Below are 24,875 nucleotides of genomic sequence, written 5' to 3'. Positions count from 1 at the left end.
ATCATAACGACCCGCACTTGACCATCATGACAGTTCGACTGTCACAATCGACGGCATGACCAGCGAAGCGTTTCTGTACGACGCGATCCGGACACCGCGCGGCAAAGGCAAACCGACCGGCGCGTTGCACGAGGTCAAGCCGATCCAGTTGATCACCGGCTTGCTGCAGGAGTTGCGGACACGGCATCCCGAACTGGACGCGGCCGCGATCGACGACGTCGTACTCGGGGTCGTCACGCCGATCGGCGACCAGGGCATGGACATCGCGCGGACCGCCGTACTGATGGCCGGCTACCCGGAGACGACCGGCGGCGTGCAGCTCAACCGCTTCTGCGCGTCCGGGCTGGAGGCCGTGAACCAGGCGGCGCAGCGGGTGCGGTCCGGCTGGGAGGACTTCATCCTCGCCGGCGGCGTCGAGTCGATGTCGCGGGTGAAGATGGGCTCCGACGGCGGTGCCTGGGCGATGGATCCGGAGACCGCGCTCGAGACCGGCTTCATCCCGCAGGGCATCAGTGCGGACCTGATCGCGACCATCGACGGCTTCTCGCGCACCGACGTCGACACGTACGCCACCGAGTCGCACGCCCGCGCCGCGAAGGCCTGGGCCAACGGGTACTTCGCACGCTCGGTCGTACCGGTGGCGGATCGCAACGGTCTGCAGATCCTCGACCACGACCAGCTGGTCCGGCCGGGTACTTCGGTCGAGACGCTCGCCGGGTTGCCGCTGTCGTTCGCGGCGATCGGAGAGCACGGCGGGTTCGACTCGGTGGCATTGGAGAAGTACCTGACGGTCGAGCGGATCAACCACGTGCATCACGCGGGCAACTCGTCAGGGATCGTAGACGGCGCCGCACTGGTTGCCATCGGCAACGAGAAGGCCGGCGAGGCGCTCGGTCAGGCGCCCCGCGGGCGGGTGGTATCGGTCGGCGTCAGCGGTGCCGATCCGACCATCATGCTGACCGGCCCGGCACCCGCCGCCCGGAAGGCACTCGCTCGCGCCGGTCTGGAGGCGAGCGACATCGACCTGTTCGAGATGAACGAGGCGTTCGCGGCGGCGGTCATGCATTTCATGAAGGATCTCGGCGTACCGCACGAGAAGGTGAACGTGAACGGCGGGGCGATCGCGCTCGGTCACCCGCTGGGCGCAACGGGCGCGATGCTGATCGGAACCCTGCTGGACGAGCTGGAGCGGCGCGAGCTCCGCTACGGACTGGCCACCCTGTGCGTCGGCGGCGGTATGGGCGTCGCGACGATCATCGAGAGGCTCGCAGCATGATCGAGTGGAAGAACGATGCCGGTGTCGTCACGCTGACCTTGAACGACCCGGATGCGTCCGCCAACACGATGAACGACGCGTACGTCGAGGCGATGGGCCGGACCGTCGAGCGACTCGTCGCCGAGCAGGCCCTGCTCAAGGGCGTGATCGTGACCTCGGCGAAGTCGACGTTCTTTGCCGGCGGCAACCTGCAGATGCTGTCGCAGATCCAGCCGTCCGACGCCGCCCAGGTCTTCGACACGATCGAGGAGGTCAAGCGGCAGTTCAGGACCCTTGAAACATTGGGTGTTCCGGTCGTTGCCGCGATCAACGGATCGGCACTCGGCGGCGGACTGGAGATCGCGCTCGCCTGCCATCACCGGATCGTTGCCGACGACAACCAGATCGAACTCGGCGTACCCGAGGTGACGCTCGGTCTGCTGCCGGGCGGCGGGGGAGTGACCCGCACGGTCCGGATGCTCGGTCTGCAGGATGCGCTGATGAAGGTGCTGCTCCAGGGCCAGCGGATGAAGCCCGCGCACGCGTTGAGTGTCGGGATCGTCGACGAGGTCGTCCCCGCTGAAGACCTGCTCGATGCCGCGCGCCGGTGGATCACGGCGTACGACGGGGACGCCAAGCAGCCCTGGGACCGGGACGGTTACAAGATCCCGGGCGGTACGCCGTCCTCGCCGAAGCTGGCCGCGTTCCTGCCGGCCTTCCCGGCGAATCTGCGCAAGCAGCTCAAGGGCGCGCCGTACCCTGCGCCGCGAGCGATCATGAGCGCCGCGGTCGAGGGCAGCCAGGTCGACTTCGAGACCGCCTCACGGATCGAGTCGCGGTACTTCGTCTCGCTCGCCACCGGGCAGATCGCGAAGAACATGATCCAGGCGTTCTTCTTCGACCTGCAGTCGATCAACGCGGGCGGGTCGCGGCCTGCCGACGTACCTCGCTACTCCGCGCGAAAGGTCGGCGTCCTGGGCGCCGGGATGATGGGTGCCGGGATCGCCTATGTGTGCGCCAAGGTGGGCATCGAGGTGGTGCTCAAGGACGTGTCGCTCGAGGCAGCCGCGCGCGGCAAGGAGTACTCCGAGAAGCTGCTCGCCAAGCAGGTGTCGAAGGGGCGTATGTCGGCCTCGGACGTCGAGGAGTTCCTCAGCCGGATCACGCCGACCGGCGACCCGAACGATCTCGCCGGGTGCGACCTGGTGATCGAGGCCGTCTTCGAGGACGCGGGGCTCAAGCAGAAGGTCTTCGCCGAGATCGTGGGCGTGGTCGAGCCGGACGCGTTGCTCTGCTCGAACACGTCGACGCTGCCGATCACCTCGCTCGCCGACGGAATCGACCGGCCGGACGACTTCATCGGCATGCACTTCTTCTCGCCGGTCGACCGGATGCCGCTGGTCGAGCTGATCGTCGGCGAGAAGACCTCGGACCGGGCGATCGCGCAGGCGTACGACGTCGTACGGCAGATCAAGAAGACGCCGATCGTGGTCAACGACAGCCGCGGGTTCTTCACGTCGCGGGTGTTCGGGACGCTGGTGATGGAAGGCGCCGCGATGGTTGCCGAGGGTGTCGATCCGGTGATGATCGAGCGGGCCGGGACCCTGGCCGGCTTCCCGGCGCCGCCGCTGGCGATGCTCGACGAGGTCACGCTGACGCTGCCGCAGAAGATCCGCGACGCCGCTCGCGCGGCCGGCGACAGCGCGGGTGCGTTCGACGAGCATCCCGGGATGGCGGTTGCGGATCGACTCGTCAATGAGTTCGACCGGCGCGGCAAGGCTGCTGGCGCGGGCTTCTACGACTATCCGTCGGACGGTCCGAAGCATTTGTGGCCAGGACTGTGGGAACACTTCGCGCATGACAACGCCGTACCGCTGATCGATCTGCAGGAGCGGATGCTGTTCGCGATGGCGCTCGAAACGGTGAAGTGTCTGGACGAGGGGGTGCTCCGATCGGTGCCCGATGCCAACATCGGATCGATCTTCGGGATCGGGTTCCCGCCGTTGCACGGTGGTGCGCTGCAGTACGTCAACGCCTACGGGCTAAGCGCTTTCGCAGCCCGGGCCCGCGAATTGGCCGCTGTATACGGTGCACGGTTCGAGCCGTCGGCACTGCTCGTCCGCAAGGCGGCGGCCGGCGAGATCTTCGGCTGATCACGAGCCGATACCAACTCAAGCAAACTCCACACATTCGAACAAAGAAGAGCGCGTCCGGTCTTGCGCCGGGCGCGCTTTTGAGACATTGTGCTGGCACTTCTACAACGATTGACCTGTAGTAGGTTGTGCGAAAACTCGGAGATGCTTAACGACGTTAAGTAACTCGGAACCGTGCGTCGTACCCCTGCGACGTTCCCTCTCGGGAAGGTGGAATTCATGCCTGCTCATGTTCCGAACGCCGGTCTGACCCGGCGGGATCTACTCAAGCGGACCGGTGGACTGGCCGCACTCGCCGCGTTCACCGCGGCCTGCGGCGGCAATACCGGCCGACCGTCCTCAGGGGGCGGAGACGGCGGGTCGAAGGTCAACCTGTCGCAGTGGTACCACCAGTACGGCGAAACCGGCACGCAGCAGGCGGCGACGAAGTACGCCAAGGCCTACACCGACGCGAACGTCACCGTGCAATGGACTCCGGGTGACTACGGCAGCAAGCTCTCCTCGGGTCTGTTGTCCAACAAAGGCCCGGACGTCTTCGAGAGTCAGCTCAACATCGGCATGGTGAAGAGCAACCAGGTCGTGGCGCTCGACGACATCATGGCCGATGTCAAGGACGACTTCCAGCCGGGCGACCTGGCCACGAACACCGTGGACGGCAAGATCTACGGCATCCGGATGATCGTCGACCCGCAGGTCATCTACTACCGCAAGTCCCTGCTGGACAAGGCCGGGATCAAACCGCCGGAGACGATCGACGACCTGATCTCCGCGGCCAAGGAGCTCACCACCAACAAGATGAAGGGGATCTTCGTCGGCAACGACGGCGGCAACGCGCTCGGCGGGCCGGCGATCCACGCCGGCGGCGGCACGTTGCTGACCGACGACAACAAGATCGGCTTCACCGGTGCGGACCAGGCCAAGGCGCTGGGCAAGCTGCACGAGCTGTACGCGAGCAAGGCGGTGCTGCTGGGTTCGCCGACGGACTGGACCGACCCCAGCGCGATCAACCAGGGCCTGGTGGCGATGCAGTGGATCGGCATGTGGGCCGTGCCCGGGATGCAGAAGGCACTCGGTGACGACCTCGGCGTGATCGCGTTCCCGGCGCTCGACGCGCAGCACAAGGCGGCCGTGTACTCCGGCGGCTGGACGCAGTTCGTCTCGGCAAAGAGCCCGAACGTCGACGCGGCGAAGAAGTTCGTGAAGTGGCTGTGGATCGACCAGGAGGCCGACCAGGAGGACTGGTCGCTGAACTACGGCTTCCACATCCCGCCGCGCAAGAGCCTCGCCGCCAAGGCCGCCAAGCTGCAGAGCGGTGTCGCCGCGGAGACGGTGAAGCTGACGCAGGACCACGGGTTCACCGACAACCCGGCCTGGACGCCGAAGATGAACACGGCGCTCACCGATGTCCTGACCAACGTCATCAAGAAGGGAGCCGACCCAGCCGCCGAGATCGCGAAGGCCGAGAAGACCGTCAACGCCGAGCTTTCCCGGTTGTTCGGATGAGCGCTACCGTTAAGGCGCGCACGGACCCCGCTGCTTCTGGTGAGCAGCGGGGTGGACGACGCCGGCGGAAGGGCATCGCCGGCAACACCCTGTGGTTCTGGGTGTTCGTCGGGCCGTTCGTCCTCGGCCTGCTGATCTTCTCGTACCTGCCGATCATCTGGAGTCTGGTCCTCAGCTTCTTCGAGGCATACAACACCGCGACGCCCTCGAAGTTCGTCGGTCTGCGCAACTACATCGACATGCTCACCGACCACAACTTCCTGTCGAGCCTGGGCACGTTCACGATCTTCGCGGTGTTCATCGTGCCGCTGACGTTCGTGCTCTCGCTCGTGCTGGCGTTGCTGGTCAACCAGGTCAAGATCGCGCGGGCGTTCTTCCGGTCGGTGTTCTTCCTGCCGACCGCGTGCTCGTACGTCGTCGCGTCGCTGATCTGGCGGTTGTCGATCTTCAACGGCGTCCGGTTCGGTCTCGCGAACACCGTGCTCGGCTGGTTCGGGGTCGAGAACATCGCGTGGCTGTCGACGGTCTCGCCGCCGTGGTACTGGCTCCCGCTGGTCACGGTGCGGTTGTGGCTGCAGCTCGGGTTCTACATGATCCTGTTCATCGCCGGGTTGCAGCGGATCTCGCCGACGCTCTACGAGGCGGCGTACGTCGACGGGGCGAAGCCCGGGTGGCAGGTGTTCCGGTACATCACGCTGCCGCAGCTGCGGGCGACGTCGGTCGCCGTACTGATCCTGAACCTGATCGCGGCGTACCAGGCGTTCGACGAGTTCTACAACCTGATCGGCAACGTGAACTACGCGCGGCCGCCGCTGGTGTACCTGTACGGCATCTCGCTCGGCTCGATCCAGGACCTCGGGCACGGCTCGGCCGGCGCGCTGATCCTCGCGGTCATCATCATGATCGTGACGCTGTTGCAGAGCCGGATCTTCGGCTTCGGAAAGGCGGGCGACTGATGGCAGTCTCGGAACGTACGACGGGAACGCCGCAACCGATCGGCTTCAGCCGCAGTGCGTGGGGCCGGGTCGGGATGGTGCTGCGGTGGATCGCGTTGTTCATCGCGGTCGTGCTGTTCCTGCTGCCGTTCTACCTGATCCTGCGCAACGCGCTGTCGACCGAGGCGGACATCACCGCGCCGACGTGGACGTTGTTCCCGACGCATCTGCAGTGGAGCAACATCAAGGAGCTGTTCGACGACACCCAGGTGCCGATGGCGCGGGCGCTGTACAACTCCGCGGTCGTAGGCATCCTGGGCACGGCCGGGCAGTTGCTGCTGGCATCGATGGCCGGGTACGGGTTGGCGCGGATCCCTTATCGGCACGCGGACAAGATCTTCTACGCGATCGTGGCGACGCTGATGATCCCGGGTGCGGTGACGTTCATCCCGTCGTTCATCGTGGTGTCGTCGCTCGGGTGGGTGTCGTCGCTGCGGGGCCTGATCATCCCGACGTTGTTCAGCGGGTTTGCGGCGTTCCTGTTCCGGCAGTACTTCCTCGGGTTCCCACGGGAGCTGGAGGAGGCGGCACGGGTCGACGGCGCCGGGTACTTCGGGGTGTTCTGGAGGATCGTCGTACCGAACTCGTTGCCGTTCTTCGCGGCGCTGGCAGCGATCACCTTCATCGGCAACTGGAACTCGTTCCTGTGGCCGCTGGTGATCGGCCAAGACTCGTCGTCGTGGACCATCCAGGTCGCGATGTCGACCTTCATCACCGCCCAAACCATCAACATCCACGAACTCTTCATGGCCGTAGCAGTCTCGATCCTCCCGCTGGTCCTGATCTTCGCCTTCCTCCAGCGCTACCTGATCCAAGGCGTAACCCAATCCGGCATCAAAGACTGAAAACACCCCCCGAAGGACACCCACGAAAGGACACCGCTTCGCGGCGACAGTCTTTTGCCGCCTTCGGCGGGTGGGCGTGTGCGGTGGCGTGGTGGGTGTTGTCGGCGTAGCAACTGTGTCGGTTGGGTGAGGGAACTCGGCGGCAGCTGCGGTGGCTGGGCGAACAACCCGGCCACCGCTCGCGCCATCCACCGCCACGCGCAGATCGGTCACCGCTGCGCGGCGGCTGTTTGCTGCCGCCCACGCCGCCTGCGCCGGGCACGCTGGCCTGTGCTGCATGGGCTGGTCTGTGTGACTGATGGAATGGGGGGATGACGACGACAGACTCTCGGCCGGTGTTGCGGTTTGAGGATGTGGCTAGCCAGGGGCTGTACGGGGCGACCTATGGGGCGGCGCTTGAGAACTTGCTGGGGATCAATACCGTTCCGTTCGGCGAGGTGCATGCCAGGAGTGGGCTGATGGATCCGGGGGTCGGGATGGTCCGGGCCGGAGGTGGCTACGCGCAGCCGTGGACGCGGGATGCGACGATCAACAGCTGGAACGCGACGAGCTTGCTGGCGCCCGCGCTCGCGGCGAACACGCTGTGGGCGGTGGTCGAGAAGGATGCCGCCGGCAAGCTCATGGTGCAGCAGGACAGCCAGCAGTGGGATCAGGTGATCTGGACTGTGGGTGCCTGGCACCACTATCTGGTGACCGGCGACCGGGACTTCCTGCAGCGTGCGTACGACGTTGTCACGAACACGCTCGCCCTCCGCGAGCAGGCCGCCGTCTTCGGCCGCGACGCCCGGTACGGCCTCTTCACCGGTCCGTCGTTCTTCAACGACGGCGTCTCCGGATTCCCGGCCCCGACGGCGGACGGGGACGAGTCGCGGGGCAGCGAGAGTACGTCGTACCCGGATGTCGTCTCCGCCATGTACCTGAGCACCAACGCCCTGTACTACGCGGCCTACGTGCGTGCGGCCGAGATGGCGGAGGCGCTCGGCCGGCCGGCTGATGGCCATCGCGCAAAGGCGGCAGCGATCAAGCAGGCGATCAACCAACACTTCTGGAACCCGCGAACCGGAAGCTACAACTACGAGCTCACCGCTGACGGAAGGCCAGGCCCGTACCAGGAAGGCACGGGCCTCGCGTTCACCCTGCTCTTCGGGATCGCCGACGCCGCGCAGGCCGGCTCCCTCATCTCGAACGCGCAGCGGATGCCCCGTGGAATGCCCGATACCTATCCGCACTGGGCCAGGTACTCCAGCGTCGAACCCGGACGGCACAACGCGATCGTCTGGCCGCTCGTACAAGGACTCTGGGCAAAGGGCCTGGCTGGGCACGGCGATGTGGAGGGGTTCGCAACCGAGACCAGGCTGCTCGCGGAGTTGGTCAGGGACAGCGGCGGTTTCTGGGAGATCTACGACGGGAACACAGGTGCCGTCGAGGGCGGCTACCAGGGCGCGACCAGCGTCCTGAAACGCCGCTGGGAGTCGCAGCCCGACCAGACCTGGTCGGCGACGGCATTCATCGACATGATGCACACCGGCCTGTTCGGAATGACGTTCGACGGCCGCGGCCTCACCTTCGCACCGTCACTTCCGTCCGGCTGGGGCGATGTCACGCTCAGCGGCGTACGCTACCGCGACGCAGTCCTGACAGTGACCCTTCGCGGTACGGGCAATGTCATCCGCTCGTTCCACCTCGATGGCATCTCGTCCACGAAGTACGGCGTACCGGCCTCCCTGCACGGACACCACACGATCGAGATCGCCCTGGACTCGTAGCAGTACAGAATCCGCTCAGCTTGCAGTAGCTGGGGTTGGGCGGTCGGCGAGTTTCAGCCAGATGACGCCGGTGATGATGACGGCCAGCCACAGGGCTTTCGTTGCGGACAGGGTCTCGTCGAAGAAGACCGGGCCGAGGGCGGCGGCGCCGACGGCGCCGATGCCGGCCCAGACGGCGTACCCGATGCTTACCTCGATCGTGCGGAGGGCTCGGCTGAGCGCCCAGAGCGTGAGCAGGAAGAACACGACGGCGACGGCGGACCAGGTCCGGACCGTGAAGCCGTGGCTGCCGGCGACGGAGAGGGCGTATCCGATTTCGAAGACGCCGGCCATCAGCAAGGTGAGCCAGGCGGTGCGCGGAGACATGGTGGGCTCCTCAGAGGGTGAGTTGGAGGCCGACGACGCCGCCGATGACGAGGGTGATGCCGATTGCCTTGCGCCAGGTGAGTTGCTGGCCGAAGAGCAGGGCGCCGAGCAGTGTGATGCCGACGCCGGCTAGTGAGGTCCACAGGGCGTAGCCGACGCCTACGTCGAAGGTGAGGAGGGCTCGGCTGAGGAAGTAGGTGCCTAGGGCGCCGGTGATGAGAGTTGCCGCGGTCCAGGCGCGGTGGGTGAAGCCTTGGGCCTTGCCGGCGGAGATCGCTACGGCGATTTCGAAGACCACGGCGATGGACAGGTAGAGCCAGTGCATGAGGTTCCTTTCAGGGGGTGCCTCATCAGGGTCAGACTTCACACCGGTGTGAAGTGCAAGACTGGGCTCATGCGCATCGGAGAACTCGCGGACGCCACCGGCGTCAGCACCCGCTCCCTGCGGTACTACGAAGAGCAGGGCCTGATCCGCTCGGACCGGACCGCCGGCGGCTGGCGTGAGTTCGACGAGCCGATGGTCGAGCGGGTCGTGATGATCCAGCACCTACTCGCGGCCGGTCTGGGCAGCACGACCATCGGCGAGCTCCTCCCATGCCTGGAGGCACCCCCGGCCGAGCGCACCGGCGTACTCGAGGTCCTCCTCGCTGAAGGAGTCGAGCGCCTCGAAGCCAAACGCCGCGAAATAGACCGAGAACTCGAAGTACTCCAAGCCCTCCGCCAGGACGTCAGCATCCCGACCGCGGCTAGCTGAGCAGGCTGAGCGCGCGCTCCCGGTTGGCGCGGTGGGTGAGGATCTTGGCGCGGTTGTGCGCGGACTCGTTCACGGCTGTCGTGTGGGCGCGCGGGGTCAGGTGGTCGACGTACAGCATGCCGGCTAGGTGTTGGGTTTCGTGGAGCAGGCAGCGGGCCAGGTAGCCCGTGGAGTCGACGGTGAAGGGGTGGCCTTCTAGGTCTTGGGCGTGGAGGGTGGCTCGGGTGGGGCGGGGGAGGTGGGCGTTGGCGCCGGGGAGGGAGAGGCAGCCTTCGGTGCCGGATTGGGTGCCGAAGAGGGCGGTCATGGTTTCGATGCGCGGGTTGAACGCGTGGCCGACGTGGCGGTCGCCGTGTTCGTCGGTGAGGTCGTAGACGAACAGCTGTGCGTCGGCGTCGACCTGGTTCGCGGCGAGGCCGCAGCCCTCGGCGATCCACATCGTGGTGAACATGTCGTCGATCAGCGCACCCCAGCGCGCCGCGCCGAACTCGGTCACCGGCCGGCACGGTTGGTGCAGGATCTCCTCGCCGTACTCCGTGATCCGCCGGGGCGTGCCGCGCCGTACCTCGTCGGTCAGCTCGGGCAGGCGGCGGCTCAGGCGCCCCTGGATGTACGTCGGCATACAAAGATCGTAGTCTGCAAAGTCTGACCTTTGCAAAGCTCGGGGTTAGGATGCGGCATGGCCGAGCAACGCAGTACGCCGAACCGCCGCGACGTCGTCCGCGCGCATCCGCTGCGGGAAGCGCTGCTGGACCTGATCGACCGGGACGGTACGACGACCTCCACGATCGCGGCGCGGGAACTGGGGGAGAGCACGGGGTCGTGCTCGTTCCACCTGCGACGGCTGGAGGCGCTCGGGGTGATCGAGGCGGTGCCGGGCGCGGCGGGGCGGGTGAAGCCGTGGCGGCGGATGCGGGTCGAGCAGGCGACGCTCAACCGCGAGCTCGAGGACACGGCGTACGCGAGCTGGCTGACCGCGAAGACGTCCGACGACGAGGACTTCGCGTTCAGCGAGGTGGTGACGCTGGCCGACGGGGAGCTCGCCGAACTGCGCGCCCGCCTGCATCGGGTACTCCGCGACTTCGTCGGCTCCGAGCCGAGATCGGACGCTGCGACACCGACCGCGGTGATCATCCGCGCCTTCCCGCTTCGTGAAGAGCAGTAGATCGAGGGAACCGCCCGGGAACTCACCGCGTCAGCGCAGGAGACGGCACCCAGTCGACTACGGAGTTCCCATGACCTACGGCCAGCCGGACCGCAACGCCAACCAGCAGCAAGGAGGCGCCGGGTATCCGCAGCACCTCTGGCCCGACTACTCGCAGGATCCGACCGACCCTGCTTGGCAGCCTCGGCCGATCCCGGCACAGCGGAAGAGTACGGCGTTGCTGGGCGTCCTCGCCTTCGTCCTCGGGCTCGCCGCCCTGGTGGCGCCGTTCCTGCCCATCGACATGACGGGATTCCGCCAGTATGCCGCCTTCCCGTTCGCGCTGCCGGGTACCGGGCTCGCGAGCGCGGGACTGATCGGCCCCCGGGGCGGGAAGCCATTGGCCGTGATCGGCGCTGTCCTGTGTGGGCTGGCGCTCGGAGTCGGCGCGATCATGCTGGTCAACTACCTCTGACCGGGCCCGAGATCGTCAGCCGGTGTCCTTCCGGCAGCGCCAACGTGAACGTACGCCGGTACCACGACGTGTCCTCCGGCGCCGTCGACTCGACCAGCCCGGCGGCGAGCGCGGCGTCGTACAGAGGATCGACGAGTACGCCGACGTCGAACGTGATCGTTGCGGGCGAGACGGCGCCGGCTGCACGCCGTACCTCTAGGCCGCTCTGACCGTTCCACTCGGTGAAGCCGAGATGCACGAGGCCCTCGAGCTCGAACCGGATCTGCAGCCCGAGCAGCTCACACAGCAGTCGTGCGGTGGCGGCGACGTCGCGGACCTCGAGCACCGGCATGATCCCGAACGTGGTCGGATCGGTCGGCTTCGCCGCGCGGCCCATCACGACGGACTGTGCGATCTCGCCGGGCAAGGTCCGCGGCAGCCGGCCGACGAGGTCGAGGCCGGCGTGCCGGGCGACGGCGAGCGATCGTACGTTGCGTGAGTCGATCCACGCCTCGACGCCGGTGATCGACGGCTGCTCGAGCAGGTGGTCGACGACCGCGCGAGCCGCCTCGCTCATCAGCCCGGCGCCCCAGCGGTCGCGCTGCAGGTACCAGCTCAGTCCGCGGATCGAGCTGCCTTGGTCCGAGAACACCGCGATCACGCCGACTGCGGTCGTCTCCGGCCGAACCCGCAGTACCCACGTCCAGCCGCCGTTGTCGCCGAACTCCCGCTCCAACCGCTCCCGCGACTCGCTCTCGGTCGTCGTCGGAGTCATGTACCCGCCGCGCGCCCACTCCGGGTCCGAGAACATCGCGTGCAACGCCGGCAGATAGCGCTCCAGCTCGAACTCCACGAGATCGAGCCGAGACGTCTCGAGCATCTGGGTGGACCCTTCGCTTGGGGTAAGGATGGGAAGACAACTCCAGGCCACGAAGGGTACGACGATGTCCGAGCGCACGCGGCAACCGACCAGCCACGAGCGGATGTCAGGCCGGCCGCGGGATGCGTCGTACCAGGACGGCCCGGCGCCGTGGGACGCTGGTCAGCGTCGAGCCGCGCAGGATCGGGACGCGGATGCACGAGAACGGGGCTCCGGGCTGGCTCGCGACGGTCCGGCGAAACTGAGCATGATCACGCGGGAGCAGGCCGTCGCCTATCGGTTGCACGTCAACCACCTGGTCGATCGGTTGCCGGCGGGATCGCACGAGGAGGCGGCGTACGTCGGTCTGCAGGACACCGCGCCGCGGGACGCGCTGCTCGGGCTGCACGCGCGGATGGCGGGGTGCTCGCCGTCGGACTGGGAGCATCCGTCGTTGATCCAGACGTACAGTCCGCGGGCGGCGGTGTATGTGCTGCCGGTGCGTGATTTCGGGGTGTTCACCCTGGGGCGGTTGCCGCTCGACGCGGATGCAGTACGGCGGATCGACGTACTCGCGGACCGGTTGTGCGCGACGTTGGACGGGCATGAGCGGCGCGGCGGGATGGGGCACGAGTTGCGCGAGGCGTGTGCGAGCGGGCGGATCGCGGTGCGGTGGGACACGACTTCGTTGCGGGCGCGGGAGGTGCCGCGGCCGGCGATCGGCGTCGCCGCGGCTCGGGTGGAGCTGTGCCGGCGGCATGTTCGTTGCTTCGGGCCCACAACGCCGAAGGCGTTCTCGTGGTGGTCCGGGTTGTCGCCGGCCGACGCTCGGACCGTCTGGGACTTGCTGGCTGACGAGCTGGTCGAGGTCGACTTCGACGGCGTTGCCGGGTGGATTCTTCGGGCGGACGAGGAGTCGTTGCGATCGGCAACGTCGCCGTACGGGGTTCGGTTGCTGGTGGCATCGGATCTGCGGTTGTTCGGGCGGGATCACGGCGGCCGGTTCGTGGGTCCCGGTCTGCGGGAGCTGACGCCGGTCGCGGATTCCTTTCATCCGAACGGATTGCTGGTCGACGGACGGATCGTCGGCGCGTGGGGGCGGAAGGGCGGGCGGGTCAGCGTGGTGCTGGCCGAGAAGCTGGGGGCGGCGCAGTACGAGACTCTGGAGGCGGAGGTCGCGAGTATGCCGGTGCGTGATCCGCAGCTGTCAGTCAGCTGAGGGGAATGCGTCGAGGGGCTTGCGGTTGCTGCGGAAGTTGGTGCGGAGGAGGTCGACGTTGACCTCGGGGAGGTGGAGTTCGATCAGGTCGTAGGTTTCCTCGACGAGGTCTCGCAGAAGTTGGGCGCCTTCGGGTGCTGGGCGGTTGAAGACGGCTCGGATGCGGGCAGCCAATGATGGTGGTGCCAACGATAGGTCGAGGTTGTCGAGGCGTTTGAACGCGGACGGATGGCCGCAGTACTTGCCGTTGAGGGCATGCAGGACGGTCAGCAGTTGGCTTGCGATGCGCATGAACTCGCGGGCGAGCAGGAGCGGGTTGTCGCGGTCGACGAGCATCTGCCAGCGCCAGAACTGCTCGATGTTCCCGTCCCTCCGTACGACGGCGATCGCGAGTTCCCGGGGATAAGTCCGCGCGCGCTTCTGCCAGCCGGCGACGAGGTCGGCACGTGGGCCGTGGACGTCGCGACCGTCCACGATGCCCTTGATCGCGTCCAGGCTGGGTCCGTCGGGGCGGTGCTCGGTGAGTACGTCGTCCAGCATCTCTTCGGTAGCGGACGTCAATGTGTGCACGACCTCCACCATCAGACCGTCGGGCCGCGGGGCGCCGAGGTAGACGTGGTCGTACCAAGGCGGCGATCCCTCGTTCACTGTGCGGATGTCAGCCGCCCGCGCGACGTCAGCCACCGCGACCCGCTCAGCCAGCGTGGGTCGCCGCTCCCAGAACACCCCGACCTCGACGTCCGACCACCGATCCGCATCGCCGCGTGCGGTCGACCCACTCACCATCACGGCGTCAACTCCATCGGCTGCCGCAAACGCCTCCACCACGGGGCCCACAGCTTCACGCCGCCACCGAGCCGCCTCCGTCGCCCCAGAGCCACCGCCGCTTGGTCGGTTCATCACGGCAGTAGATCACGCAGTCGGCCGACCGATCGGCGACAATCACTCCATGCCAGCCCTCTCGACCTGCCCCTGCGGTCAAGACGCGCCGTACGCCGCCTGCTGCGGCCCGCTCCACCGCGGCGAGACAACCGCTTCCACCGCGGAGCAGTTGATGCGCTCCCGCTACACCGCCTTCGTGATGCACAACGCGCCGTACCTGCAGCAGACGTGGTCGCTGACCACCCGCCCGGCCCACATCGACTTCGACACCAGCCGGGAGTGGACCGGCCTGCAGATCATCGGCACCACCGGCGGCAGCCCCTTCCACTCCGAAGGCACCGTCGAGTTCCGCGCCCACTACACCACCGCCGGCACCCCCGGCATACAACAAGAAAACAGCACCTTCACCCGCGAAGCCGGCCACTGGGTCTACGTCGCGGCCCTCTGAACTGACCGAGCCGTCAGAGACCTACCGGATGGCTCGGGTTGCGGTGCGGCCGGCGCTGGTTAGGAGGGTGCCTATTGCTACTCCTACGGCGAGGTTGATGACGGCGGTGGCGATCTTTGAGGAGGTTTCGCCGCCGGCGACGAAGGGGGCGGCTGCGGCTGCGACGGTGGCCAGGGCGATGATCCAACCGAAGAACTCGAACGGGCGTGGGGTGGACGCCAGGAGCAGGTGGAGCAGGCCGGTGGCGACGAGGGCTGCCAGGGCGCAGAACAGGGCGTAGGTCATCGTGTCGGCGTCGCCCCAGGTGCCCTCGCCCTCGGGGGCGAGGACCGGGATGTCGAACACGCCGCGGGCGAGCAGGATGCCGACGACCGCGATCAGGGCCGCCACCACGGCGGTTGCGGCGCCGGCCGACCAGAGTCGGGCGGCCGCGATCGGTGGCGCACCGCCTTGCGGGGGTTGAGGCGTCATTCCCCGAGCCTGACCGGAGATCGCGGCGAATTCATCACCCCATCCGGTTGAGTCGGCGCTTGGGCGTCCTAGGTGCGGGGCGCGCTGGGCGGGGGCACTCATCCGGATGGGGTGAGGTGCCCGAGCGGCCGCCGGGACACCATCCAGGGGTGATCCGTCGCCGGCTCGGTGGCGGCCCACCGCACGAGAGGAGACGGCAGGATGGCTGCGAAAAGGGCTGGGCGGCGATGACCGGCGTCGTCGTGTTCGCCGGCGCGCTGCTCATGATGACCGGTCTGGTGAACGTCTTCGAGGGCTTCATCGCGCTGTTCTCGGACGAGCGCCTGGTGATCACCAGGGAGAACCTGATCATCGTCGACGTGACCGCCTGGGGATGGCTGATCCTGATCTTCGGCCTGCTCCTGATCGGAGTCGGCGCCTGTCTGCTGATGGCACAGACGTGGGCAAGGATCGCAGCGATCGTGCTCGTCTGTCTGCACGCTGTCACGCAGGTCGCCTGGCTCGGCGCCTATCCGGTCTGGGGGTTGCTGATGATCGCGCTGGACGTCCTCGTGCTGTTCGCGCTCACCGCCCGGTGGAGCGGAGTACGCGACGCGCTCGGCGATTCGGGCGGAACCCAATGGAGCGGCCAGGAGGCGGCCGATCTCACCGCCGCCGAGCGACGCAGGCCGCCGCTCAGCTGACCGTGGGAGCCGTCTCGAGCGAGACGGCTCCCGTCAGTTCACTCCGCGACCTGGTACGTCGGGGTGATGATGGCCCGCGCCAGCGTGTGGAAGGCCAGGTTGAACCCGACCACGGCCGGGGACGCGTCGGAGTCCACGTCGAGTGCCTCCACGTCGATGGCGTGTACGACGAAGTAGTAGCGGTGGATCTGGTCGCCCGCGGGCGGGGCCGCGCCGCCGAAGTTCTTCGCGCCGAAGTCGTTGCGGACGTGGAAAGCGCCGTTGTCGAGGCGCTCGGGGGCGCCCGCGCCGGCCGGGAGCTCGGTGACGGTCGCCGGTAGGTTGACCAGGACCCAGTGCCAGAAACCGGAGACGACCGGCGCGTCCGGGTCGTAGCAGGTGACGACGAAGGCCTTGGTCTCCGCCGGGAACCCGGACCAGCTGAGCTGCGGTGACTTGTTCCCACCGGCGAACGCGTGGTCGTCGGACAGCGGCTGACCGTCGGCGACATCGGTGCTGGTGACGGTGAACGAACCCGTCTTCGGGAGCAGTTCGTACGGGTCCGGGGCGACGGGACGATCGAGCGACATCTGTGATCCTCCGAGAGGTGCGACGTGTGGTGATTCCGACATTACTGTCCACATCGCGCCGACCCACCCCAGGGCACCCGATCGGAGATGCGAAGATCGAGCCGGTACGGCGTGGCCCAGGAACTGATGGAGGATTCAGTGGACGGCGTGGTGGACGAGTATCTGGAGCGGATCGCTCCCGCGGACGCGGCGGCGATGCGGGCGGCCGAGGAGCGGCACGCGCAGCTGACGAAGCCGGCCGGGTCACTCGGCGTACTCGAGGAGCTGTCCGTGCGGGTGGCCGGGATGACCGGGACCTGCCCGCCGCAGGTGCCGCAGCCCGCCGTGGTGACGGTGTTCGCGGCGGATCACGGCGTACACGCGCAGAATGTCTCGCCGTGGCCGCAGGAGGTGACCGCCGCGATGCTGGCGAACTTCGCCGCCGGCGGCGCCGCCGTGAACGCGTTCGCGGCCAACAACCGGGTCGACGTACGCGTCGTGGACGTCGGCGTGGCGACCCCGGTCGAGCAACTGGACATCGTCCACGCGAAGGTCCGCCCGGGCACCCGCGACCTGTCCCAGACCGATGCCCTCACCGAGGACGAGGCGCGCGCGGCGATCGCCGTCGGGTTCGAGCTCGCGGACAAGCTGATCCAGGACGGGTACCGCTGCCTCCTGACCGGCGACATGGGGATCGCCAACACCACCGCCTCCGCCGCCCTGATCGCGACCTTCACCGGCGCGACCGCGGACGCCGTCACGGGCCGCGGCACCGGCATCGACGATGCCGCGCTCGCACACAAGACCTCCGTCGTACGGGCGGCCCTCGCGCTCCACGACGTACCGGCGTCCGATCCGCTCAAGGCGATCCAGGCGTACGGCGGTCTCGAGCACGCCGCCCTTGCCGGATACATCCTCGGGGCCGCGGCCAACCGCACGCCCGTGATCCTCGACGGCGTGATCGCCGGTGCGGCCGCGCTCGTGGCGCAGGCGTTCCACCCGGCCGTCATCGACTACTGCGTCGCCGGCCACCGGTCCGCCGAGCCCGGTCACGCGGTCGCGTTGAAGAAGCTCGGCCTGCAGCCGCTCGTGGACCTCGACCTGCGGCTCGGTGAGGGGACCGGTGCGGTGCTCGCTTACCCGATCCTGACCTGCGCCGTCCGCGCGCTCGGCGAGATGGCAACCTTCGAGGACGCGGGGATCGGTCAGTGACGCATCAGTACCTGTCCGGTCTCGTCCTCGACGGTCGGCGCGTGGTCGTCGTCGGCGGAGGCGGGGTCGCGCAACGCCGGCTCCCGCGGCTGCTCGAGTCCGGTGCTCGGATCGACCTGATCTCGCCGTCGATCACGCCGACGATCGAGGGCCTGCTCGGTAACCCGTCGCTGACGTGGATCGAGCGCGGGTTCGAGGACGGTGATCTCGACGGCGCCTGGTACGTCGTTGTCGCGACGGACGATGCCTCGGTCAACGATCGGGTGTCGGCCGAGGCGGAGGAGCGGCGGATCTTCTGTGTGCGTTCCGACGACCGTTCCCGGGCGACCGCGTGGACGCCGGCGTCGGGGCAGCACGACAACGTGACGATCGGCGTACTGGGCGGGGGCGATCACCGGAAGTCGGCCGCGGTACGAGACGCGATTCTCGAGGGGCTGCGGACAGGGGAGTTGGCTGCGCGGGATGTGGATCGGCGACCGGGGGTGTACCTGGTCGGCGGGGGACCGGGGGATCCGGATCTGATCACGGTGCGCGGGCGGCGGTTGCTGGCCGAGGCTGATGTGGTGGTGGCGGATCGGTTGGCACCGCAGCCGTTGCTGGACGAGTTGCATCCCGATGTGGAGCTGTTCGACGCGGCGAAGTTGCCGCGCGGGCGGGCGGCGCAGCAGGAGGAGATCAACCGGATCTTGGTGGAGCGCGGACGCGCCGGGAAGGTCGTCGTACGGCTCAAGGGTGGGGATCCGTACGTGTTCGGCCGGGGGTTTGAGGAGGCGCTGGCGTGTGCTGAGGCCGGGGTGCCGTGGACGGTGGTGCCGGGGATCACGAGCTCGATCTCGGTGCCGGCGGTGTCGGGGATCCCGGTGACGCATCGTGGGGTGACGCATGAGTTCACGGTGGTTTCGGGGCATATTCCGCCGTCGCATCCGGACTCGTTGGTCAACTGGGATGCGCTGGCGCAGTTGCACGGGACACTGGTGCTGCTGATGGCGGTCGAGAATCTGCCGGCGATCGCCGAGCGGTTGGTTGCTGGGGGCAAGCCTGTGGAGACGCCGGCGGCAGCGATCGCGGACGGGACGCTCCCGGGCCAGCGGATGGTGACGTCCGATCTGGCGGGGATCGCTCAGGCGATGAAGGACGAGGGTGTCGGGGCTCCGGCGATTGTTGTCATCGGCAACGTGGTTGATGTGGCTGCGCAGGCACGATGAGTCAATTGGTCGAGATCCAGGACGCGGCGGATCCGCGGCTGGCTGACTATGTGCAGTTGCGTGAGGTCAATCTGCGGCGGTTGCTCGAAGAAGAGCATGGGTTGTTCATTGCCGAGGGCGCCAAAGTGATCAGGCGGGCCGCGGAGACCGGCTACGAACCGCGGTCCTTCCTGCTCGCCCCACGCTGGCTGGAGTCGCTCCGGGACGTGCTCGACAAATGGCCGGACACACCCGTGTACGTCGTGTCGGAGGAGCTGGCCGAGCAGGTCACCGGGTTCCACGTCCACCGCGGCGCGCTCGCGTCGTACAAGCGCCGCGCGGCCGTCCAGCTAGCAGATCTGCTGACCGACGACGTACGGCGGATCGCGATCTTCGACGATATCGTTGACCACACCAACGTCGGCGCCGGCTTCCGGGCCGCGGCCGCGCTCGGCGTCGGGCTGGTGCTGGTGACGCCGACCTGCGCCGACCCGCTGTACCGCCGCTCGATCAAGGTCTCGATGGGCACCGTCTTCCAGGTGCCGTGGACGCGCCTGCAGAACTGGCCCGGCGACCTGCGGCTCCTCCAGCAGAACGGGTACGTCGCCGCCGCGATGGCGCTCGCCGACGACTCGATCACGCTCGACGAGCTGGCCGACCGCAAGGACGACAAGCTCGCGCTGATCTTCGGCACCGAGGGCCACGGCCTCAAGCCGCACGTGCTCGAACAGGCAGACCTGACCGTACGCATCCCGATGGCGGGCGGCGTCGACTCCCTCAACGTGGCATCCTCAGCGGCAGTAGCGTTCTACGCCACTCGTTGAGGGGGAGCCATGCGTACGACGGAACGCCTGGTACTGCGCCCGTTCCGCGACACGGACCTGGACCCGTGGGCCGCCCTCAACGCGGACCCGCAGGTGACGCAGTACCTCGGCGGCCCGCTGAGCCGGGCCGAGTGCGACCGCGACGCCGCCGGGATCAACGAGCTGTACGCCGCTAAGGGGTACGGGTTCCTCGCCGTCGAGCGTCGTACGGACGGTGTCTTCCTCGGCGCCTGCGGTCTGTCGAAGGAGCAGTGGTACCCGGACGATCTCGAAATCGGCTGGCGGCTGGCCCGTGAGTACTGGGGCCACGGCTACGCGAGCGAGGCGGCGGCCTCCTGGATCGAGCACGGGTTCACGGCGCTCGACCTGCCGCGCATTATTGCGGTGACCGACACCCCGAACGTCCGTAGCATCGCGGTCATGCGCCGGCTCGGGATGAGCTTCGATCACGAGGCGGTGCTGACGGAGGACGGCGTACCGTTCGACGCCACCATCTACGCGCTGACGGCGGAGGCATGGGAAACAAGCAGAAGGTAGTGCTCGTCACCGGGATGCAGGCGGCCGGGAAGTCCACGATCGCACCGTTGCTCGCGGCAAGGATGGGCCCGCCCGCGGCGACCCTCGACGGCGACGTGTTCTACCGCGGCGTCGTCGCCGGCGCGGAGATCATGACGCCGGAACCGTCCGCAGAGGCGGTCCGCCAGCTCGAGCTGCGGTACGACGCGAGCGCGCTCGTGGCGCAGCACTACGCCGACGCCGGATTCGACTTCGTCTGCAGCGACATCGTCCTGGGGGAGCACGTCGCGCGATGGTTCTCGCGGCTGCGGGGCGTCGACCCGTACCTCGTTGTACTCGTGCCGTCGGTCGAGTCGATCGTCGAGCGGGAGATCGGGCGAGGCGGCAACAATGCGTACCGGGACTGGGGGTCCTCGTTGGAGGACGGCGTACGCGCGCTGATGGCGAGCCTCGACGAGACTCCGCGCCGGGGTCTGTGGCTCGACACCACCGGGCTGACCCCGGCCGAGTCTGTTGACGCGATCGACCTGGAGAAAGCCCGCTGGTGACTCAGGTGGCGGGCGTGTCCTCGTGCGCGTCCTCGTGCTCGATCATCGGCGAGACCGGCCAGTCGGACGGGTAGTCCGGCGCGAACTCCTCGGCCTCCGCGAACAGGCGCTTCTTGTACTTGCGCGACAGCCGGTCGCCGAACACCATGCCCTGCGTGTGGTCGGTCTCGTGCTGCAGGCAGCGGGCCAGCAGACCGTTGCCCTCGAAGCTGACCGGCGCGCCGTGCCGGTCGACGCCGGTGACCTTCGCGAAGTCGGGGCGGGCGCACTTGGTGAACGCTCCGGGGAGCGACAGGCAGCCTTCGTCGCCCTCGTCCAGATTGCGGTCCTTGCCCTCCGGAACCTCGACCGTCGGGTTGCACACGACGCCCTGCACCCGGTTGCCGTCCTTGTCCGGGCAGTCGAACACGAAGACCTGCAGGTCGACGCCGACCTGGTTCGCCGCCAGGCCGACACCCTCGGCCGCGTTCATCGTCGCGACCATGTCGGCGATCAGCGTCTGCAGCTCGTCGCCGAAGTCGGTGACGGGCTTGTTGACCCGGTGCATGACATCCTCACCCCAGCGGGTGATAGGCCGCACCGAACCGTTCCCAGGCAACGTAGACATGCCGGAAATCTTAGGCCATGACCGCCGGGCGGACTGCCGGGTGGCCGCGCTCGGCGACCACCCGGCAACAGGCGTTACTTGGCGTTGACCTCGTCGCGCCAGGTGACCCACTCACGGAGCAGGCCGAGGTCGTAGTCGGGACCGCCGGCGTGCACGGTGAACAGCCGGGTGCCGACGTCGAGCAGCTGCTTGCCGGTCTCCTCGGGACGCTTGTCGCCGACGGCGACCGAACGCTCGATCTCGCCCGGGTCGCGCCCGATCGTCTTGCAGTGCTCGTCGAGGACGGCGTGCTTGTGCGCGATCGTCTCGGCGTCGCCGAAGCCGTGCCAGATGTTCGCGTGCTGCGCGACCAGCTTGAGCGTCTTCTTCTCGCCGCCGCCACCGATCAGCACCGGGATGTCGCGGGTCGGCTTCGGGTTGAGCTTGGTCCAGCGCTGCTCGATCCGCGGCAGCGCCTCGCCGAGGGCGTCCAGCCGGCCGCCCGCCGTACCGAATTCGTAGCCGTACTCGTCGTAGTCCTTCTCGAACCAGCCGGAGCCGATGCCGAAGATCAGCCGGCCGTCGCTGATGTGGTCGACCGTGCGCGCCATGTCGGCGAGCAGGTCGGGGTTGCGGTAGGAGTTGCAGGTGACCAGGGCGCCGATCTCGACCCGCTCGGTCGCCTCGGCCCAGGCGGCCAGCATGGTCCAGCACTCGAAGTGCAGACCCTCGGGCTCACCGCTGAGCGGGTAGAAGTGGTCCCAGTTGAACACCACGTCGACGCCGATCTCCTCGGCCGCGGCGACAGTACGCCGGATGTCGGCGTACTGGGCGTGCTGGGGCTGGACCTGCAGACCGATCCGTACCGGAAAGGCGCCGTACGGACGGTCGGTGGACTCGGAAGCTGTCATGGTGAAGATCCTATCCGCCGTTACGGAGGACCCTCCGGATAGGTCCAGAACGAGGAGGTACGACGGATGCCGGACGAGAGTGACGTCGACGAGTTCGCGCGGCTGTTCACGCGGTTCCTGGAGCGGATGCAGGTCGGCGGGCAGCGGACCACTCGCGAGAGCCTGCGGGACCGGCTCCGGGAGCATCTCGGCGTGGACCCCGAGCAGGTGCCGGTGGTGTCGTCGAGCTTCCCGCCGTACGACCTGCCGAACGTGCAGCGGGCGATCGAGGCGTGGTTCGACTCGTTCGAGGTGCTCGGGCTGGCGGGGTCGAACCGCGGTCATCACTCGTTGGGGGAGCTGCTGGAGCTGTCGGAGTACGACCGGTTCGGGATCGGGGCGGTGGACTACCAGCGGCTGCAGATCGATGTCGACGAGGAGATGGACTGCGTCGCGTTCGGGTTCTACCTCGGGGTGCAGGGCGAGGACCGGTTCGTGGCGCTGCTGCGGGCGGCGAATCCGCAGTACGGGCGTTCGAGCGTGGATCTCGAGATTCTTGCCGTGGAGAAGGCGGCGGGTGATCGGTTCCTCGGAGCGCTGCCGGAGTTGATCCGGGAGCACAACGTGTTCCGCGGGAAGATGGTGTCGTTCGAGGGGCACGAGTTCGGGCAGGGCGTCGGGCCGTTCCGGTTGCATCCGCGGCCGGGGATCACGCGGGCTGACGTCGTACTGCCGGAGGGTGTGCTCGAGCGGATCGAGCGGGAGGTTGTGGGAATCGCGGCGCATCGGGAGACGCTGCTGGCGGCGGGTCAGCACCTGCGGCGGGGTGTGCTGCTGTACGGGCCGCCCGGGACCGGGAAGACCCATACCATACGGTATGTCCTGTCGCAGTTGCCGGAGTTCACGGTCGTGCTGCTGGCGGGGACGAGCATTCATTTCATCTCGCAGGCGTGTGCGCTGGCGCGGATGTTGCAGCCGGCGCTCGTCGTACTCGAGGACTGCGATCTGGTGGCGGAGGCGCGGGACTATTCGCACGGCTCCGAGAATCCGCTGCTGTTCCAGGTGCTGAACGAGATGGACGGGTTGGCGCAGGACGCGGACGTCGCGTTCCTGCTGACCACGAACCGGGCGGATCTGCTGGAGCCGGCACTGATGCAGCGGCCTGGGCGGGTGGATATGGCTGTCGAGGTGCCGCTGCCGGATGCCGACGGGCGCGGGCGGTTGCTGAGGCTCTACGGGCCTGGGCTCAATCTCTCGCCCGAGGTGGTCGACGAGGTGGTGCAGCAGACGGAGGGCACGACCGCGTCCTTCATGAAGGAGCTGGTACGACGGACGGTGCTGCTTGCGGCGGAGGCGGGGGAGACGCCGTCGGCGGACCACCTCAGGGCGGCGGTCGCGGAGCTGCTGTCGTCCCGCGACACCCTGACCCGCCGCCTACTCGGCGCAACCGGCGACGAGCCGCACGACAACCACACCGGGCCCGGCACGGCGTCCGGCACGGGGGCAGGATCGGGGGCGGCAGCGGGATCCGCAGCGGGACCGGCGCCTGGGCTCTCCGGCTCGGGCGCCGAGCCGGGGGTGGCTCCGCCCGGAGCAGGCGCTGGGTTCGTGGCTCGGCCGGGGCCGCTGCCTGGGGTGTACAAGGGGTTTATCGGGTGAAGTAGGTCGCGAGGTGGTTGAGCATGGTGGCGACGCCGGGCTTGATCGGACCTTCCTGCTCGTCCGTGAGGCCGACGCTGCGGTAGTCGAGCTGGGTCTTCCCGTCAGGCAGCCCTGACAGATCGACGGTGATCTCCTCAGCGGGGTCATCGAAGTACAGGACGACGTGGTTCGGGAGATCCAGCTCGCCGTACCGGAGCGTGAACGGGACCTCGACATCACCCTCGCCGACGAAGACGGCCGAGATCAGTCCGCCCGGACGGACGTCGAGCGTGACCCGGTCGGACGGCGTGGTGAAGCCTTCGGCGAGGAACCAGGCCGCGAACGGCTCGGCCTCGGTGAACGCGCGGACGACCTCGGCGGGCGGGGCGTCGACGACCTGCTGCAACGTGAACATGATCAGAACCTCCAGGTTTGGATGACTCGATCACTGTGCCTGGAGGCGTTTACGGTTTGCTTTCGGTCGGCAGCTGGTCGGCGTAAACCTCGGCCCAGTCGCCCAGCGCGCGGATCGGGACCAGCAGGTCCTTGCCGGCGGTCGTCAGCGAGTACTCGACCCGCGGCGGCGCCTCGGCGTACCGCTGGCGTTCGACCAGGCCGTTGTGTTCGAGGCGGCGGAGGGTCTCGGTGAGGACCTTCTGGCTGATGCCGCCGATCTGCCGGCGCAGTTCACCGGGACGGGCGGCGCCGTACGAGAGCGAGTACAGCACGACCATCGGCCAGCGCCCGCTGATCAGCTCGGCGGCGACCCGCGCCTGACAGTCGGAGAAGAATCTCGGCTCCACCCGACCATTGTGCGTCGGTCGATGCACACCGGATGGTGCGTATCGGCTGGGCTGTGTCTGAGGGCATCACCGCAGCCAGAACAAGACGATGCTGGCCATGACGACGCCTGCGCCATAGTGAGGGCGTGTGGAGGTGGGGTTGTCCGCTGGTGTTGGGGTTCTGGGTTGGTACGGGAGCGAATAACCCCCAACGCGCGAGGGTATCCGCTGGTGGTGGCGGGGGATGTGCCAGTTGTGGCCACAACGTTCTTGATGAGGCACTGGAACACGTCAGCGCTCACACAACCCGCCGGCGAGGAGGTTGTGGAACCCGAGCCACGACCACC

The 24,875-nt window shown here is 67.9% G+C and carries 29 protein-coding genes; 18 read left to right on the top strand and 11 right to left on the bottom strand.

What is annotated here, in order from left to right; translation table 11 throughout:
- The first annotated feature begins 55 nt into the window (after nucleotides 1-55).
- The 6 genes from ACFWUU_RS16855 to ACFWUU_RS16830 all read left to right on the top strand — a co-directional run bounded on the left by ACFWUU_RS16855 (nucleotide 56) and on the right by ACFWUU_RS16830 (nucleotide 8,517).
- Complete coding sequence (locus ACFWUU_RS16855; RefSeq protein WP_380176569.1) at nucleotides 56-1,276, top strand: acetyl-CoA C-acetyltransferase; 1,221 nt, start codon at nucleotides 56-58, stop codon at nucleotides 1,274-1,276.
- Nucleotides 1,273-3,408 (top strand): 3-hydroxyacyl-CoA dehydrogenase NAD-binding domain-containing protein, encoded by a 2,136-nt coding sequence (locus ACFWUU_RS16850; protein WP_380176567.1) that lies wholly within the window; start codon nucleotides 1,273-1,275, stop codon nucleotides 3,406-3,408. Before ACFWUU_RS16855 ends, ACFWUU_RS16850 begins: the two co-directional genes overlap by 4 nt.
- Before the next feature lie 219 nt (nucleotides 3,409-3,627).
- Entirely contained in the window at nucleotides 3,628-4,911 is a 1,284-nt protein-coding gene (locus ACFWUU_RS16845) for an ABC transporter substrate-binding protein (RefSeq protein ID WP_137254891.1), read from the top strand.
- Nucleotides 4,908-5,867: a carbohydrate ABC transporter permease gene (locus ACFWUU_RS16840; RefSeq protein WP_137254892.1), complete on the top strand. Its 960-nt coding sequence runs from the start codon at nucleotides 4,908-4,910 to the stop codon at nucleotides 5,865-5,867. Before ACFWUU_RS16845 ends, ACFWUU_RS16840 begins: the two co-directional genes overlap by 4 nt.
- Nucleotides 5,867-6,751 carry a carbohydrate ABC transporter permease gene (locus ACFWUU_RS16835; protein WP_137254893.1) on the top strand — a complete coding sequence of 295 codons (885 nt, stop codon included), beginning with the start codon at nucleotides 5,867-5,869 and terminating at the stop codon, nucleotides 6,749-6,751. Before ACFWUU_RS16840 ends, ACFWUU_RS16835 begins: the two co-directional genes overlap by 1 nt.
- A gap of 458 nt (nucleotides 6,752-7,209) precedes the next feature.
- Nucleotides 7,210-8,517 carry a glycosyl hydrolase family 65 protein gene (locus ACFWUU_RS16830; RefSeq protein ID WP_380176565.1) on the top strand — a complete coding sequence of 436 codons (1,308 nt, stop codon included), beginning with the start codon at nucleotides 7,210-7,212 and terminating at the stop codon, nucleotides 8,515-8,517.
- A 15-nt stretch (nucleotides 8,518-8,532) separates the two neighbouring features.
- Here ACFWUU_RS16830 and ACFWUU_RS16825 read toward each other — a convergent pair whose 3' ends face one another.
- Nucleotides 8,533-8,883, bottom strand: coding sequence for a DMT family transporter (locus ACFWUU_RS16825; protein ID WP_380176563.1), 351 nt, complete (start codon nucleotides 8,881-8,883; stop codon nucleotides 8,533-8,535).
- A gap of 10 nt (nucleotides 8,884-8,893) precedes the next feature.
- Nucleotides 8,894-9,208 carry a DMT family transporter gene (locus ACFWUU_RS16820; RefSeq protein ID WP_380176561.1) on the bottom strand — a complete coding sequence of 105 codons (315 nt, stop codon included), beginning with the start codon at nucleotides 9,206-9,208 and terminating at the stop codon, nucleotides 8,894-8,896.
- Nucleotides 9,209-9,277: 69 nt separating this feature from the next.
- Here ACFWUU_RS16820 and ACFWUU_RS16815 point away from each other — a divergent pair, with 69 nt between their 5' ends.
- Nucleotides 9,278-9,637 (top strand): MerR family transcriptional regulator, encoded by a 360-nt coding sequence (locus ACFWUU_RS16815; RefSeq protein ID WP_380176559.1) that lies wholly within the window; start codon nucleotides 9,278-9,280, stop codon nucleotides 9,635-9,637.
- On the opposite strand, the gene def (ACFWUU_RS16810) is transcribed toward ACFWUU_RS16815, so the two are convergent.
- Nucleotides 9,630-10,259, bottom strand: a complete 630-nt coding sequence (def, locus tag ACFWUU_RS16810; protein ID WP_380176557.1) for a peptide deformylase — start codon at nucleotides 10,257-10,259, stop codon at nucleotides 9,630-9,632. The two genes, ACFWUU_RS16815 and def (ACFWUU_RS16810), sit on opposite strands and share 8 nt — an antisense overlap.
- A gap of 57 nt (nucleotides 10,260-10,316) precedes the next feature.
- Between def (ACFWUU_RS16810) and ACFWUU_RS16805 the strand changes: the two genes are divergently transcribed.
- Complete coding sequence (locus tag ACFWUU_RS16805) at nucleotides 10,317-10,802, top strand: winged helix-turn-helix domain-containing protein (RefSeq protein ID WP_137254899.1); 486 nt, start codon at nucleotides 10,317-10,319, stop codon at nucleotides 10,800-10,802.
- A 70-nt stretch (nucleotides 10,803-10,872) separates the two neighbouring features.
- A complete protein-coding gene (locus ACFWUU_RS16800) occupies nucleotides 10,873-11,256 on the top strand; it encodes a hypothetical protein (RefSeq protein WP_380176555.1) in 384 nt (127 codons plus the stop codon).
- On the opposite strand, the gene ACFWUU_RS16795 is transcribed toward ACFWUU_RS16800, so the two are convergent.
- Nucleotides 11,243-12,115 (bottom strand): GNAT family N-acetyltransferase, encoded by an 873-nt coding sequence (locus ACFWUU_RS16795; RefSeq protein WP_380176553.1) that lies wholly within the window; start codon nucleotides 12,113-12,115, stop codon nucleotides 11,243-11,245. The two genes, ACFWUU_RS16800 and ACFWUU_RS16795, sit on opposite strands and share 14 nt — an antisense overlap.
- Nucleotides 12,116-12,179: 64 nt before the next feature.
- Between ACFWUU_RS16795 and ACFWUU_RS16790 the strand changes: the two genes are divergently transcribed.
- Entirely contained in the window at nucleotides 12,180-13,313 is a 1,134-nt protein-coding gene (locus ACFWUU_RS16790) for a DNA glycosylase AlkZ-like family protein (protein WP_380176551.1), read from the top strand.
- On the opposite strand, the gene ACFWUU_RS16785 is transcribed toward ACFWUU_RS16790, so the two are convergent.
- Nucleotides 13,302-14,099 carry a hypothetical protein gene (locus tag ACFWUU_RS16785; RefSeq protein WP_380176549.1) on the bottom strand — a complete coding sequence of 266 codons (798 nt, stop codon included), beginning with the start codon at nucleotides 14,097-14,099 and terminating at the stop codon, nucleotides 13,302-13,304. The two genes, ACFWUU_RS16790 and ACFWUU_RS16785, sit on opposite strands and share 12 nt — an antisense overlap.
- Before the next feature lie 163 nt (nucleotides 14,100-14,262).
- Between ACFWUU_RS16785 and ACFWUU_RS16780 the strand changes: the two genes are divergently transcribed.
- The gene (locus ACFWUU_RS16780; RefSeq protein WP_380176547.1) at nucleotides 14,263-14,643 is read left to right on the top strand and encodes a YchJ family protein; all 381 of its coding nucleotides are present in this window, start codon (nucleotides 14,263-14,265) and stop codon (nucleotides 14,641-14,643) included.
- Nucleotides 14,644-14,664: 21 nt separating this feature from the next.
- On the opposite strand, the gene ACFWUU_RS16775 is transcribed toward ACFWUU_RS16780, so the two are convergent.
- Nucleotides 14,665-15,114 (bottom strand): DUF6069 family protein, encoded by a 450-nt coding sequence (locus tag ACFWUU_RS16775; protein WP_380176545.1) that lies wholly within the window; start codon nucleotides 15,112-15,114, stop codon nucleotides 14,665-14,667.
- Between the two features lie 149 nt (nucleotides 15,115-15,263).
- Between ACFWUU_RS16775 and ACFWUU_RS16770 the strand changes: the two genes are divergently transcribed.
- Complete coding sequence (locus ACFWUU_RS16770) at nucleotides 15,264-15,797, top strand: hypothetical protein (protein ID WP_380176543.1); 534 nt, start codon at nucleotides 15,264-15,266, stop codon at nucleotides 15,795-15,797.
- Between the two features lie 38 nt (nucleotides 15,798-15,835).
- Here the strand turns inward: ACFWUU_RS16770 and ACFWUU_RS16765 are convergent, their stop codons facing one another.
- Nucleotides 15,836-16,366: a YbhB/YbcL family Raf kinase inhibitor-like protein gene (locus tag ACFWUU_RS16765; RefSeq protein WP_380176541.1), complete on the bottom strand. Its 531-nt coding sequence runs from the start codon at nucleotides 16,364-16,366 to the stop codon at nucleotides 15,836-15,838.
- 87 nt (nucleotides 16,367-16,453) lie between these two features.
- On the opposite strand from ACFWUU_RS16765, the gene cobT reads away from it, so the two are divergent.
- From cobT to ACFWUU_RS16740, 5 genes are read left to right on the top strand one after another with little or no spacing between them, the layout of a single operon-like run.
- Entirely contained in the window at nucleotides 16,454-17,557 is a 1,104-nt protein-coding gene (gene cobT / locus ACFWUU_RS16760; RefSeq protein WP_380176539.1) for a nicotinate-nucleotide--dimethylbenzimidazole phosphoribosyltransferase, read from the top strand.
- Nucleotides 17,554-18,762, top strand: a complete 1,209-nt coding sequence (gene cobA, locus ACFWUU_RS16755) for a uroporphyrinogen-III C-methyltransferase (RefSeq protein WP_380176537.1) — start codon at nucleotides 17,554-17,556, stop codon at nucleotides 18,760-18,762. Before cobT ends, cobA begins: the two co-directional genes overlap by 4 nt.
- On the top strand, nucleotides 18,759-19,565 hold the full coding sequence (locus ACFWUU_RS16750) for a TrmH family RNA methyltransferase (RefSeq protein WP_380176535.1): 807 nt from the start codon (nucleotides 18,759-18,761) through the stop codon (nucleotides 19,563-19,565). Before cobA ends, ACFWUU_RS16750 begins: the two co-directional genes overlap by 4 nt.
- 9 nt (nucleotides 19,566-19,574) lie before the next feature.
- A complete protein-coding gene (locus ACFWUU_RS16745; protein WP_380176533.1) occupies nucleotides 19,575-20,102 on the top strand; it encodes a GNAT family N-acetyltransferase in 528 nt (175 codons plus the stop codon).
- Nucleotides 20,081-20,629, top strand: coding sequence for a hypothetical protein (locus ACFWUU_RS16740; RefSeq protein WP_380176531.1), 549 nt, complete (start codon nucleotides 20,081-20,083; stop codon nucleotides 20,627-20,629). The genes ACFWUU_RS16745 and ACFWUU_RS16740 overlap by 22 nt, the downstream gene beginning before the upstream one ends.
- Nucleotide 20,630: 1 nt before the next feature.
- Here ACFWUU_RS16740 and def (ACFWUU_RS16735) read toward each other — a convergent pair whose 3' ends face one another.
- Together def (ACFWUU_RS16735) and ACFWUU_RS16730 are read right to left on the bottom strand one after the other, a co-directional pair.
- Complete coding sequence (def, locus tag ACFWUU_RS16735) at nucleotides 20,631-21,236, bottom strand: peptide deformylase (protein WP_380176528.1); 606 nt, start codon at nucleotides 21,234-21,236, stop codon at nucleotides 20,631-20,633.
- Nucleotides 21,237-21,310: 74 nt separating this feature from the next.
- The gene (locus ACFWUU_RS16730) at nucleotides 21,311-22,126 is read right to left on the bottom strand and encodes an LLM class F420-dependent oxidoreductase (RefSeq protein WP_137254913.1); all 816 of its coding nucleotides are present in this window, start codon (nucleotides 22,124-22,126) and stop codon (nucleotides 21,311-21,313) included.
- Between the two features lie 66 nt (nucleotides 22,127-22,192).
- Here ACFWUU_RS16730 and ACFWUU_RS16725 point away from each other — a divergent pair, with 66 nt between their 5' ends.
- Nucleotides 22,193-23,764 carry an AAA family ATPase gene (locus ACFWUU_RS16725; RefSeq protein ID WP_380176526.1) on the top strand — a complete coding sequence of 524 codons (1,572 nt, stop codon included), beginning with the start codon at nucleotides 22,193-22,195 and terminating at the stop codon, nucleotides 23,762-23,764.
- Here the strand turns inward: ACFWUU_RS16725 and ACFWUU_RS16720 are convergent.
- Entirely contained in the window at nucleotides 23,754-24,161 is a 408-nt protein-coding gene (locus ACFWUU_RS16720; protein WP_380176524.1) for an SRPBCC domain-containing protein, read from the bottom strand. The two genes, ACFWUU_RS16725 and ACFWUU_RS16720, sit on opposite strands and share 11 nt — an antisense overlap.
- 49 nt (nucleotides 24,162-24,210) lie before the next feature.
- Nucleotides 24,211-24,549, bottom strand: coding sequence for a winged helix-turn-helix transcriptional regulator (locus ACFWUU_RS16715; RefSeq protein ID WP_380176522.1), 339 nt, complete (start codon nucleotides 24,547-24,549; stop codon nucleotides 24,211-24,213).
- Between the last annotated feature and the right edge of the window lie 326 nt (nucleotides 24,550-24,875).

This window comes from Kribbella sp. NPDC058693 (assembly GCF_042715335.1).
Classification (GTDB): domain Bacteria; phylum Actinomycetota; class Actinomycetes; order Propionibacteriales; family Kribbellaceae; genus Kribbella; species Kribbella jiaozuonensis.
This window is presented reverse-complemented; position numbering and strand designations above follow the sequence as displayed.